Origin of the sequence: Enterococcus sp. AZ141 (assembly GCF_051714385.1) — a bacterium.
GTDB classification, from domain to species: domain Bacteria; phylum Bacillota; class Bacilli; order Lactobacillales; family Enterococcaceae; genus Enterococcus_D; species Enterococcus_D entomosocium.
On the sequence record NZ_JBIORT010000001.1, the window covers coordinates 430851 to 444556 of the forward strand.

A 13706-nucleotide genomic window follows, 5' to 3' on the forward strand; every position below is an offset into this window, starting at 1 on the left:
CGCCGCACACGTCTTTTCCATTCGTTTCTTATTGCCGACTAGTATTCTTTCTTCACTCTGGCACACTACTTAACGACCATTCAATCGTTGCACGGTACCATCCCAACTTGGGATTTGCACCAGCAGGCACTTCCAAGGCGACACTGGTGGCTGCCGTCTCTTGATCACCAAAACGATAGACCCATGTTCCCGTACTCTGACTGTCGCCAGTTAGTAGAGGCTGCGCTTCACCTGGCGTCAAAGTTACACTATCATTCACCGTGGAAAGCTCTGGCATACTGGCATTGGAATTTGCTGAGGTCGTCATAAGCCGTTGATTGGCTAAGCTGATTTGAGCACCGATCAAGGGCTCATTGTCTTCATTTTGGAAGCCCTGCGAATCAAGAGTCGCCGATAAACGCCAACTCGTCTCTTCTGCATCGTTACGCTGATCCGTGATTTGCACATAATTCGGACGTTCCTTAGTTTCGGTTGCCCCTTCGGCAAGATTCATATGCTGAGGCAGTGCGTGATACGTTCCTTTGGCACTGCGGATCGGCACCTGACCAAATCGGAACTGGGAAACAAAATCAAGACTGAGCAACCCTTGGTTCTCAGGAATGACCGACGGATTTTCTGGATTCACTTCTACATCCGGTTCTAATGGATCAACCGGTGGCAGTGGTCCAGTCTGGGCGATTCGCAGGGTAGTTGCAGCGGGAAACACAGCGTCCCGAAAAACAACTTCTGAGGCTGGATTCTGATTGCCGTGTTCGTCATTCGTTGTCGGCGGATTGATCACTCCAGCTTCTTTTGCCGAACCAGCAGAATCTCTCAGAAAGACTTGGATCTCATCCCCCGCTTTTAACTGCCGATCACTTACATCAATCGTAAATGTTCCATCTTCATCGATAACCACCGCCTCTGTATCAAACCAGGCACCATTATGTGCAGCACTTAGCTCAACCTCTTTGTCTTCCGTGTGGCCATGGATCTCAGTTGTTTCTTCAAGAAGTACGTAGGAAGCAAAAGCTGCGGGCGTTGGCGGCAAAATAGGGAAAACCTGCACAGACTCGGTCCGTATTTGATGTTGGGCACCTTCTGTCAGTTCGCCGCTGGTTAATTCGACAGCGACGACTCGGACGATGGTTCCTGCTTCCAAAGGAGCCTCAAGAGGAATCTCAAAAATCCCTCCTTGCGGCTCTTCTCCATAGATACTGATCCCCGGTGTTTCTTCTGTATGTCCGACGGTTTTCGCAGTGACTTCTTCCTTCTCACCATCTGCTGTTTCAATTTCAACGGTCACTTTCGCTTCATCATCCCAAGCAGGGCGAGTGCCATCAAAACCAACAGGCAAGCTGACTCGCCCATGAATTTTTTTGTCCGCATTCGTCGGCACCCGTAACTCATCGACGATCGCCCAACGCGCATTGTTTGAACTTACGCGAGAATACGCTGTCAGTCCCTGATTGCCAAATGTCTCCGTATTCAATATCTCTGGCTTATTCGTCAAACCTAACGTGCCAAAATCAGCTCCTGAAAAAGCAAAATCGAGGGTTGGGAAATTTAGATCGGGATCTCCTAAGAGATTTGACCCGTTTTTCCAAACAGCTAAGTCACTATTCGTCGCTGTTAAAGTTGAAAGATTAGAAACACTAAAGATGTTTCCTCCATCAAGCCGCTCATTACGAAAATCAAAAAAGACTGGATCGTTCAAGAAGACAGATAGTTTACCTGAACGAAACACGCCACCATTCGGGGTACTTGTCCGCCCTTCCACTTGGAAATATCCTTGTTCAACGTAGATCGTTGAATTGAAGTAGGTATGCATGTCAATCCCCGGACCACTATCTGCTACACACATAAATTTACTATCGACACCTACGATTGAAAAATTATTCTCTGTCCCGTTATCATGGATGCCTCTCGCATAAAAAATTCCTTGATTTCCTCCAGCGACATTCCCATCATGCGCGCTGCCGTTTCCCGGATTATAAAGGTCAACGATGCCGCCTTCTGTGATCTCAAAAGAATTTCCTCCACTAGGAATTCGGATCAAGGGTGCGCTCCCCCCTATTTTACGAACTTTTACTATTCCACCATCCGTTACATGAAAGGTCACCAAACCAAAGTATAAAAATCGAATCACTGCATGGTCCCCGTCAGCCTCATGGCTGCTAGCTATTAATTGCCCATTGCTTTTAACTTTAAAAGTAAAGTTCAGACTAGTGATATTGATCGCACTAGCAGTGATGCTTTCGACCTCTAAGACTGCTGATTCACTTAAAGTAAGAGCCCCAGCTTCTGCCGCATTCGACGGTGTCGATAAAACAAAGGATGCTGCTCCTTCTGCCGCTGCAATCTCACTGAAAATCCGTACATGTGTCTCTTCGCCACTAATGGTGACGTCGGCATTTTTCCCGTTGACCCGTAAAGCATTCGCATTTTCGGCGGTCAAGCGTACTTTTGAGCCGTTCTGGATCGTCAACTTAGGATTCTCACCAGTCAGAAATACGCCGCGCCTTCTTTGTGTCGTTTCAATCTGCAATAAGGCAGCATCCCCCACAACCATTGTTGGATCCGCCCCCTTCATAAATAGTGCAATATTTTGTTCCTCCGACATTGCTGTGGCTGCTCCCTGACTTTCTACAATGAGCGTACCACCGTCAAAAAGATAAAAATTGCTGTTGTCTCCTACTAGTTCGATCGCATTGGCATCTGCCGCCGTCTCATTGTTCACCCGTACTTGTGTTTCATCTCCTGCGATCGTAGCAGAAGGAAAGAAACCATTTAAGAGAATGGCGCTCGCATTCATTGTGTTTATCGTTACGTTTGCACCAGATTGGATCGTCAATTCTGGCTGCTCTCCAGTCAGAACAAGCCCGCGTTTTCTTTCTGTAACCTCGATTGAAAAAACTGAATTCTCTGCTGCGATAAAGCGAGGATTTCTCCCAGACAGAATAACGGCATTATTATTACCATTGGTCGGAGCAGCAGTCGTTCCTGGACTGCGAATAGTTAAACGAGCACCATGATTGAGTTCCATTTGACCATTATCGCCACGTAAATCGATTGTATTCGCATCCCCTAGTCGCGTAGTAATGCTCACTTGCGCACCCTCATCGATCAACAACCTAGGATCTTGAATATCTGGTGCTGTATAAAAAATCCACATATTCGGCTTATTAATAATCACTTGCGCTTGATTTCCGACCTCCACTTCTTTCAGATTGAACAAGGTATCGGAAGCCATCGTCATTGCTTCGAAGCGATTGATCCCACCAGTAAAGTGAACCTTCGCTTCTCGTGCTAAAATAAAAGGTGACCGATTCTCCGAGGCTTCTTCTACTTCCTCTAGTTCAACGACCCAGTTTTTACTCAACGCATTGGTGGTCTGGATCAAAGCAGTATTGCCTGTTTTTTGGTATGTGAGATTTTCGATACGAAAAATCGTTTCTTCGTTAACGGTTAATAATTGAAAATAAGCACTATTGTTATTGAGGGTCAATGCATGACCATTTCCTTGAATCATTATCGGACGATCGATGGTCATTATGCTGGAAGTAGATTGGACAAGGTCCGCTTGTAAGGAAAGAATGGATACGGCTGGATCTTGTAAAGCACTAATAAACTCCGCCATGGTCGTTACGTAAGCTGTGCCACCATCAAAGGCGCTTGGTACGATCTCACTAGCCGCCTGTACCGCTGACTCCTCCTGCGGACGCTCAATGTCTGCTACTTTTTCAGCAGGATCACTATCCGTTTCTTGCGATTCTAAGGACTCATTTTCCAAGTCTTTCGGTGTTTCCTCAGTGTCTGTCTCTGCAGCAGCTATTTCAACGATCGCTTCGCTCCCTGCACTGGCTATAACAAAACTTCCAGGAAGTTCGGCAACGATCAAAACAGAAAATGTCTGCCGTGCTTGACTTGCTTTGATCTGCCAGCATTGATCGCTTTGTTTTGCTGCTGTTTGTCCGGGTGCCAATACATCAGTCATCAGCTTGACTTCTGCTGGTAATTCTAGGAAGATTTCTGCCACCGCTTGGTCGCTGACCAAATCGATCGTAAGCGGTTGACCTACCGTACCAGCAAATTTAGGCTCTTTGAACTGCACCGTCCCTTCAGGCTCAGATGTTCCTGTGGCAAACTCCCCCAGAACTCCCTCATTCGCTAGCGGTTGTGCGAGGTATGGCGGCTCGGTTTCAGCAAAAACAACGATGAGGGGGACACTCATCAAGCGTAATCCCATAAAAACAAGCAGCAAGCGAATCCAATATTTCAAGTTTTGCTTTTTCATTCCATGCTCTCCTTTACTTCTTACGTATCCATGGTCGGCTTTTTGTTCTTCCATAACAGCCAAATGATTATTCCAAGAAGGAAGATCACTAGTCCTAATGCGCTGATCAACCACCAGTTTTGCCCCTCTTCAATGGTGACATCCTCACGATTCAACTGTTGTGCTGTGTCTGCTTCCACAGTAAACGGATATTCCCATGTCCACTCCTCACCTTCAGCTCGAGCTGTTAAGCTCATTACATATTCTCCGCTGTAAAAACGATCCCCCTGTAATGAAACGGGAAAATGAAAATGTGAATTTGGCGCCATTTGCATCCCTTCACGCTGCGCCTCATATAAGACTTCTTCCTGATCCGCTCGTCGAACAGTTGCCTCTACCTCTAGTCGATTGACAAAACGCGGCAACGGATTTTGTAGCGTTGCCCGAAACGCATTGCGATAATTGACTTGACCGGCAAACACATCCAATAACGCAAGCTCTGGTTCAATAATAGACGCTTCATTGCGGACAACAACGCCTAGGATATAAGCAAACCGATTTTGGATCGCAACACCTTCTTCCTCTGATCCAGTCGTTTCTGCGATGACCTCTCGAATACGTAAACCGCCGACTAGACTACCAGTAAAGGCTTCTTCAGGCATATGTATGGGTAACTCGATCGTCTTTTTTTCCTTAGCTGACAAAATGATCTCTCCAGGTAATTCGATTAGATCAGCTATCGAATAAGGCAAAGTCGGATCAGGTTCTGCGGCATCTTTGCCATATTCCACGACGCCATTTCCGTTAGTGAACGCCGTATGTGCGGAAACTTCGATCGTGATTTCCTTTTCCGCGCGATTTTGAATCGTCACCCCCAGAACATCATCGGTCCCTGGTGCTAGTTCTAGATCAAAATAGCCACTATTCCCATCTGGCAATTGGCTTTTCGGCAAATTGGGGACCACATGAAATGGCAATTCTGATTGTGTTTCTGCCCAACCTGTCATCGGCAATCCAACGAGTACCATCACCAGTAAAACAAAACCAGCTACTAGCCTATTCTTGATTGATCTCTTGCTTTGTGTCTTCATAATGAATCATTCCTTTCAAAATAGGCAGGAACAACTCGTCTCCTGCCTATTCCCTATATCCCTTGCCCACTTCCTGATTCGTTTTTCCCTAATCGCAACACGCGTATCATTCGCTATCGTGCTCACTGGTAAAATGATCCGTTAAACCGATGTGTTTTTATTCGTGCTTTTGAGCCAAGCTAAAAGACTGGCTTCTTTGCTGTGTTCTTCCAAAAAACTTATCCCTTAATTCCCAGGAGTGGCACTTAAATGCCAAGTCAGAGTAGCCGTATAAGCAGTTGCTTGCGGATTCGCTCCTGTCGGTATATGGAGCCAAATCGCTTCATTGAGAATATCCTCTTCCCCAGCTGCATGCTGTTGATTTAGCAGGGTTTGATTGCCCCATTGAACCGTTGAAAGTCCCGCCCCTTGGCCAGGAGCCGCAGACATCAAGGTGTTGCCTTCCGTTCCAACATCGATGGTTTGATGGTTAAATTGATCGCTAGGTGCTGTTGGGAAAGTCGCCGAATCTAATGCATTCGAACGAATCTGTGGATTTTGAAATTCGATATAAGCCCCACGTAATACATGATTCGAAGTGGCATCTGTACTTGTAAATTGATCCAAATCGACATTTAACGTCCAGCCGTTGTGTCCACCACGGGTATCCAATACTTGAGCAAAAGAGACATATGGCGCGGTTCCTGACCCATCAGACAGTCGTTCCAGCTCCGCAAGCATTGCGGATTTTCCAGGGCCTGTGCTGATCACTTGGGTTCCAAAATCGAAGCGCTTTGGCACATGCACCAAAGTGAACGGACCGGTTACCTCTGGATCGATCGGATCAATTTCTACCTCTGGCTCTTTTTCAGGTAACTCAACATCGATCTCTTCCTCCTCCCCAGGGATGAAATCTACTTCATTTTCGGTATTTCCTTCCAGGATGGGGGTTGCTGCTGCGGTCACTCCCCCAGATAACACAGCGATACTCATGACACCGATTGTTGCTAAATAAATACGTTTCATAAAAAATTACTCCTTTTACTATTATTATTCGCAGAAAGAATCTACGATGATTACTATTGATTGATGCGTAAACCTTTTTTCGCTAGAACTGATTGCCAGTTGGCTTACTAATCCTCTCACTTCTTCAAAAACCACAACAGTCGTTTCCTAAAACAAGCGTGCGACCGTATTGCCTAAAGGCTATTTTTCTCACGATCTGATCGTCGTGTGCTTAATTTCAAGTAAGCGACCACACTCAAGAGGACGAGCAGCAGACCTATCCAGCGAATAAGCAGTCGTTGGTGACTGTTCGTTTGCGGAAAACGATCATTTTTTGCGTGACCAGATGAATCATCTTCAGGTACTGGCCATTTTCCTGTCGGCGGTTTTGGCTCTGGCTTTGCAGGTTCCTGACCACCAACAAAACGGATGACCCCTTCTGTTCTAGCGGTGGACACTTCTTTGGCTTCTACGAAATCAGCGACTAGCAGACAACTTAAAACCAACATCGCTACAATGAAATACCTCAATTTATGAAGCGGCATGTATTCCCCCTCATTTTCCTTTCGCCCCTTTTTCTCTTTCAAAAAACATACTTCAGACACAGACGAAGTCCTCCAATCCTTCATTTAAGATGGAGACAACCATTTTAATCGCTTCTTTATACCCAATGTATTTAGGCAAAAAAAATACCTGCGGTTGCTTTTCTATGGAGTAATCAAATGGAATGATATTGGTGATCAAAATATCACAGTCAAGCTGGTTGATCTGTTCCGATGTTAATTGTTCTTCATAGAGCACAGCCATTCGACCACTAAAATGATGTTCAAAAATACTGTAGACCCATTCATCGATCACATAATTATTGGCAAGCAACACCACGATTTTTTGTGAAACCCGGATCAATTGATTGCCAAAAAGATAGAGAACGAAGGAACAACAAAAGTCCCTCAAAAATTGATTTTTGAAACATTGCGGAATCTCATTCACTTCCATAAACCTAATCAAAGGCTCATATAGATCAAAAGGCAAAGAAAACACAAATTGATTCGTACTATCCGGATTTTTTAAGTAGATAGGTGCTAAGCCAACTTTTGCATATTGCCGGACTAAAAAATCTTCCACAACCTGTTGAATTCCACAAGGCTCGTCAAGGTAAGTATTGTGCTGTTCAAAAAAAGCAACAAAGAGTTCAACGAATCGCTTACTCGTTTTTGAAAAGGTATTGAGAGGAATCCTCGTTTTCCCTCGAAGCGCCCACTGCGCATAAAGCATTAAGTAAATAAAGCACGCTTCCTGAACGAGCCGTTTTTTCGCAATGGGTTGGAGACTGCTGCTTTCTTGAAGTGTTTCACTGATCGTCAAAAAAAGCGGATCTTGCTGGATCAATGCTAGGATCTCAGGATCAAATATCAAGGTTCCAAAAGTGGCACGCTGAACAGACAAACGAATAATATTGATGACCTTTTTTCTTGAAACGATCCCCACGTTTTGCTCAATTCTTCTTAAAAGCGTTTCTTGAAGCTGATGTTCAATGACCGGCAACTCAAAATAGTGCGTTTCGCAATAAAAATCCCAGAAGAACTTTCGCTGATTGATCTCTTCTCCCATCAGCCCAATCGGTGCTTTGGTTACCACCAAACCGTATTCATCAAGAATCAGCTGTAATTTTTTTATGAGTCGATTTGCCGTTGATTCTGAAATATGCATGGCTCGAATCCAAGCTAAAAAAGGAAACGTTTGTCCCGCATAAAAAGCTTGTACTAATAAAATAAGTGGTTCTCGCTCATAGAAGGAGCGTCGTTTTTTATAGTATTCACCATGATCATTGATTACCAACTTCATCCCGTGATGGGTCCCTTCAAGAGAGATCGCATCACCAAAAAATGTGCGTAGTGCTTTTAAGTCCGTTAAGATCGTCCGCCGAGAAATACTCGCTTTTTCTGAGAGCTGTTTGACACTCAAAATCTGTTCGTTTTCCATGTACGCCAATAGTATAAGGCTTCTTCGATTCACTGAGTTCGTTACCAATTGGAATGTAAGACTGTTCACGGGCGTAATCTCCTTTAGCAAATTTCCTATAAATTTTTCATCAAATCGTAGGTCCCTCCTTTAGTGCTGCCTTCGAGTCATTGCAATGTTTCTTGTTTGATTCTAACAAAATTACCACCTATTTTTTATCCAGCATTTGCACACGAGGGTGCAAAAATATTGACTTTCCGCAAAGAATCATTTGTTCTGCGGGCTCTCAACGGTAAATATTAGGTGTTATTTTAAATAGTTCAGACACATTTTTGTTTATTGTTTCTCTTTTATAAATTGCTAGCTGTACTCACCAATAAGCCGCAGCTTTTTTAGTAACAGCGCCGATTTCAACTGCCTAAAGCACAAAAAAACAGCTAGACACTTGTCTAGCTGACTTTATAGAATTATAAGTTAGAGCTAACTCCTATTTCCTTTTCAGTACTCTTGTAAACACACCGCCTACCATGATTGCGCCTAGAATCACCAGCCATGCAGCTCGTTGCTCATTCGTTTGAGGAAGAGCCTTTGCTTTTTCTTGACTGGAAGATTTCGTGGTTTCGCTACTAGCACTTGTTTCAGTAGACTGGCTCTCATGGGGATTTACTAGCGTGGCACCGTCATGGTTTGTGGTCGTTGTACTTGGTTCTGCTATACTTGGCTCGGTCGTACTTGGTTCTGGGGTACTTGGCTCCGTGATACTTGGCTCTGTGGTACTTGGCTCCGTCGTACTCGGTTCTGTGGTACTTGGTTCCGTGGTACTCGGCTCCGTCGTACTTGGTTCCGTTGTACTTGGTTCGGTAATGCTTGGTTCTGTGGTACTTGGCTCCGTTGTACTTGGCTCCGTCGTACTTGGTTCCGTTGTACTTGGTTCCGTTGTACTTGGTTCGGTAATGCTTGGTTCGGTTGTGCTTGGTTCTGGGGTACTTGGCTCCGTTGTGCTTGGTTCCGTTGTACTTGGTTCGGTAATGCTTGGCTCCGTTGTGCTCGGTTCGGTTGTGCTTGGTTCCGTGGTACTTGGCTCGGTTGTACTTGGCTCCGTCGTACTTGGTTCCGTTGTACTTGGCTCCGTTGTACTTGGTTCGGTTTCTTTTTTTGTATTGGTGATTACAAGGGTATCTCCCTCAGTCGTCACACTGCTTTCGAAGCCGTCGGGGATATTGACTTCTTCAACCTGATACACGAAGTCTTCCCCTTGATTGTTGTATTTTGGTAAGTCTGCCATTTGACCAGCAACGGGTATCTTTGTTAATGATGCTTGAAAATCATTGGCTTTTTCAAGGGTCAAACGGTCTGACTGCTGCCAACTGTCTGCTGCCGTAGTGGTGGTTCTTTTGACTTGATAATCGATTTGGTCTGGAATCTCAGCTGCTGAGACATTGACCCACTTTTTGAGAACAGCAAGGGAAACATTGGGTGCCTTGATGGAAGGTATCGGAAAATCCAACGCTTCATCATCGCTTGCTGGTGTTAAGGTCGTACGGCCATTGCACAACACCCACGCCTCTCCTTTAAAATCTGGGGCTTCCGTATTCAAGCGAACTTGGTAGATCAAGGTCAATTTTTCATTTTCACCTAAGGCTATCCCACTGACGGTAATAGTCTGATCCTTTTCAGAAACGGTTACTCCAGTTGCAACTTCCGGCGCCTCGACCCACTCTCCTTGCGCATTTTTGCGCCATCCGACTAACTGATACTGATCAGCATCAAAATTACCTGCCCCTTGCAAAAGAATGCCCTCTCCCATCGGATCTGTAATCGTCCCGTCAGGGATGGTTTTATCGATATGATTGGCGATTTCTGTCAATGCTGAACCCAATCCGCTCAGGTTTTCATCCGTTGTTAAGTAATTGCTCGGTGCAGACGCCAGATTGCGCCCAATGTATTCCCCTCGTGCGGAAGGCGCCGTTGCTACCGAATAATAGGTAAAACCAGATTTTTTAAGCGCGACGATCGTGCCAAGGGTCTCGTCTGTCACCACAGTGTTGCTAACAGGAATGGCTTGCGAATCTGATGGATTTTTACTTGTCGTATGGTAAGCAGTGGCTGACGTTTGAAATTCTTCAATATAGCTTTCCGTGTGATAACCGTTATAGTCACTGATTGCGCCGGTATTTTGATAAACCGCTGCCTCATCTACTGGCAAATAACTACGATTAGCACTGTCGTCACCGATATGAATAAACAGCTTTTCCGCTTCTGGACGACTTTCTTCCAGTAACAGTTGTTGTCCAGCCAATAAGCCTTTTTGCATAAAAGTTCCAGAATGGGATTCGGCCGTCTCACGCAGAAATTGTTCCAAGTAGGCGATATCGGTAGAAAAACCGTTGGTAGTGTAAACTTCTCGATTGTAGGCAACGATCCCGATCCGAATGGAGCCATTCGCTAGCGAATCAGCTAATTCATTTCCAAACTGTTGCAGCCCCAACAAGGCGTTGGTTAATTTTTCTCCAGTCATGGAGGAAGAATAATCGATCACCATGACCAGATCAACAGGGGTACTGGTCTGATTGCCTTTGACAGCTAACGTTACATCAAATAGTCCTTGGTCCGCAGCTTCTTTGACACTTTTTTTCAGATACGCTTCATCTGCATAATTGACATAGTTCTCTTCATCAAAAGCAACCCCCGGCGCCTGTCCATACTTGTAGTTGTACGTATCTCCTTGCGCCGTTCCATTTGTCAAATACTGTCCGGTCGCATCAGTTTGATAGTCAAAATCATACGTGGTGGTTTCACTGTTTACAGTCAGACTGCCCATGAGAACCCCCATCAACAATAGGAAAAAAATCCCTGCATACTTTTGCCAACCTCTTTTGTGTTTCATCACTTTCGCTCCTTTATTTCCGCACTGCTTTCCTCAGCATTCATGGATCTGCTGAGGAAAGCGAGTCTTTGTCAGAAAACAGTATAGAAGGTTTTGCTGCGAAAAGGAGACAAAAAATTGCTGATTTCATTTACAAAAAAATCACGTTTTTTGTGCTATCATAAGAGAATCGAGTACATAGAGAAACCTTTAGAACGGAGCTTGAATTATGGAACGGTTTTATCCATTTTTTGGACACACTCTCAAGAGAGATATCGACCTGTTGCGGTTTTTGTATCTTCAAAAACGTTTTGTTCCCATTGAAGAGATCAGTCAAGCGTTGGCTTTGGATCGCCGCTCCATCCAAAAAAGCTTCGACACTTTAAGCAAACGCTCGCTTTCCTTACAAGACGATCCCTCACCGCTTTTGGTTGCCAAACACGGCTTTGGGTTATCCTTCATTGGGACTAAGCGAGACTACAAGCGATTGAGTCGGCAGTTGCTGGAAGCGAATCCCTTTTTTTATTTACTGGAAACCCTTTTGCTGCAAAATGAGATCAATTTGATCCAATTCGCCGCTGACCATTACTTCTCCGAATCAACCGTTCGTAAACGAATCTATGCGTTGCAAAAACTGCTTGCTCCATTGGGATTTCAGCTGCAAAAGCAAAAAGGGACGGTTCGACTCGTAGGCAGCGAAGCCCGTATCCGCTACTTTATGATGGTCTTCTTTTGGCGAACATTTGCCGGTCTGCATTGGCCCTTTACTGGTCTTTCCCAGAAAAAATGTGAAACCATCGCACAAGACTTCTACCAAAACAATCAGATTCCCTTTAACCCGATCGAATTGAAAATGACCACATACATTTTGGCTGTCACTATTTTGCGGTTTCGCAAAGGACAACGGATTTCAGCAGAAGCAGTAGCGATCGAAGCCCCTTTGATTGGGGAAGATCTTTCCCTGTTTCAATCCCTGATTGATGAAGAGACCGCCATCTACAACCATTTATCGTCAGAACTAGCGGAACACTTCTTTCTTGATGAGAATGAACGCCGCTTTTGTTTTCTATGGCTAGCATCGAATCTCGATCGAACGTTTGCCGATGCGCAACTGGACGCTGCGTTTTCCCCAAAAAAACCAACGACGAGCATCCAAAAACTTCTCTGGTCGATGACCGCGTTCGCACCAAAATCCGAGTTGACCCGCCCTTGCAAAAGTAGGATCGTGAATACTCTCTTGAATGGGCTTTTGACTGTCGAATTGTTTGGACCGGTCGACCATACATTAGCCGGCTATAATACTGCACAGTTTTTAACAGAACATTTTCCTGATTTGCAAAAGCAAGCCGAAAAGCTAGTGACAAAAACTTCGTTATACCAAAAAGAGCCGCTGAAACGAAGCGGATTTTCTCTTCATGTCGCTATGGCGTGGACGCTGATTTTACCGCCAGCTACTTTTCAGCAGAAAATCAAGATCAAACTGGAAACAGACTTGCCGCTGGCGATTTCGCTGACCATCAGAGAACTGATCAAAGCGCCCTTTCAAGGGTTCTACAACCTTGATATTCGTGATCAGTTTGTCGACGACGACTACGATCTCTGTCTAAGCACCACTCCATTGTCTGAAACCTATGAAAAAGCACCGGTCCTATTGATCAATGCACAAGTCACCGTCCCTGATTTGTTAGCAATTCATCAGGCGATTGAAGTATTCCAATCGCAAAAATAATGATTGCTCTGCTCAAATCACTCCAACAAAACGAGACGACGAAGTAATGAAAGCAGGTACTTCGTCGTCTCGTTTTGTTTCATTCATTCAATACAGTATTACTTTTATACAACCAATAGTTAAATCTGTTGCTAGTTCCTTTAACGAAAAGGAACACTCGAGTGTTGCAACTGGATTCGAACGTTGCCGTCTTCATCCAACATATACCCAAATGTATATTCGACCTTTACCTCTTCTCCGGTCTCACCGGATGTAAAATAATAATTTCCTGAAGAAAGTGCTGTATCACCATTTAGAATCGTATCGTGATTGTCAAAGCGTACATTTGTCCACGGCTCTAAAGCAAACCCGCTGTCTTCTTCAATATCACCACCAACGAAATAAGACAAAGCTTCTTCCTTTGTTGAGCGGAAAGGAATTTCAGCAGCTTTCGTTGGTTTAAAAAGGACTGTTCCTTCATCAAATGCATACAACGTATCAAGGGTTTCTTTAGCTTGTTCTTCTGCAGCTTCCTCACTCTGCGTACTTGCTTCCCCAATAGCTACGATGCTCTCAGCCCAAGCTTCTTGTGCTTCTTCGATTGCAGCGAGGGTGATCGTTGGCACTTCAACCGTATCTGCTTGTGCTGTGTCGTCTTCATTTTGAGCCCCACACCCTGTTAAAGTAACTAAGATTATTGGTAAAACCAGTGTTTTTTTATTCATTTTATTCCTCCTTCTTTATCAATCAGTCTAATAAAGAATAGGTTTAATTGAAATAATAATCATAAAATCTTAACAAAAATAGAAAAATACTCGTATTTTGATTATTAAATGCATT

8 protein-coding genes are annotated in these 13706 nt (G+C 44.5%); 1 reads left to right on the plus strand and 7 read right to left on the minus strand.

Annotation, left to right across the window (positions count from 1 at the left end):
• Positions 1-52: 52 nt before the first annotated feature.
• The 6 genes from IGI89_RS02060 to IGI89_RS02085 all read right to left on the minus strand — a co-directional run bounded on the left by IGI89_RS02060 (position 53) and on the right by IGI89_RS02085 (position 11179).
• The gene (locus tag IGI89_RS02060; protein ID WP_438735240.1) at positions 53-4276 is read right to left on the minus strand and encodes a WxL domain-containing protein; all 4224 of its coding nucleotides are present in this window, start codon (positions 4274-4276) and stop codon (positions 53-55) included.
• Between the two features lie 20 nt (positions 4277-4296).
• Positions 4297-5346: a WxL protein host-binding domain-containing protein gene (locus IGI89_RS02065; RefSeq protein ID WP_087665102.1), complete on the minus strand. Its 1050-nt coding sequence runs from the start codon at positions 5344-5346 to the stop codon at positions 4297-4299.
• A 225-nt stretch (positions 5347-5571) separates the two neighbouring features.
• The gene (locus IGI89_RS02070; RefSeq protein WP_008378042.1) at positions 5572-6351 is read right to left on the minus strand and encodes a WxL domain-containing protein; all 780 of its coding nucleotides are present in this window, start codon (positions 6349-6351) and stop codon (positions 5572-5574) included.
• Positions 6352-6524: 173 nt separating this feature from the next.
• The gene (locus IGI89_RS02075; protein ID WP_228100637.1) at positions 6525-6875 is read right to left on the minus strand and encodes a cell wall protein; all 351 of its coding nucleotides are present in this window, start codon (positions 6873-6875) and stop codon (positions 6525-6527) included.
• Positions 6876-6927: 52 nt separating this feature from the next.
• Positions 6928-8382 (minus strand): helix-turn-helix domain containing protein, encoded by a 1455-nt coding sequence (locus tag IGI89_RS02080; RefSeq protein WP_008378039.1) that lies wholly within the window; start codon positions 8380-8382, stop codon positions 6928-6930.
• Positions 8383-8779: 397 nt separating this feature from the next.
• Entirely contained in the window at positions 8780-11179 is a 2400-nt protein-coding gene (locus IGI89_RS02085) for a VWA domain-containing protein (protein ID WP_438735242.1), read from the minus strand.
• A 208-nt stretch (positions 11180-11387) separates the two neighbouring features.
• Between IGI89_RS02085 and IGI89_RS02090 the strand changes: the two genes are divergently transcribed.
• Positions 11388-12887 (plus strand): helix-turn-helix domain-containing protein, encoded by a 1500-nt coding sequence (locus IGI89_RS02090; protein WP_438735244.1) that lies wholly within the window; start codon positions 11388-11390, stop codon positions 12885-12887.
• Between the two features lie 140 nt (positions 12888-13027).
• Here the strand turns inward: IGI89_RS02090 and IGI89_RS02095 are convergent, their stop codons facing one another.
• Positions 13028-13591, minus strand: a complete 564-nt coding sequence (locus tag IGI89_RS02095) for a hypothetical protein (protein ID WP_086372633.1) — start codon at positions 13589-13591, stop codon at positions 13028-13030.
• Positions 13592-13706: the final 115 nt, after the last annotated feature.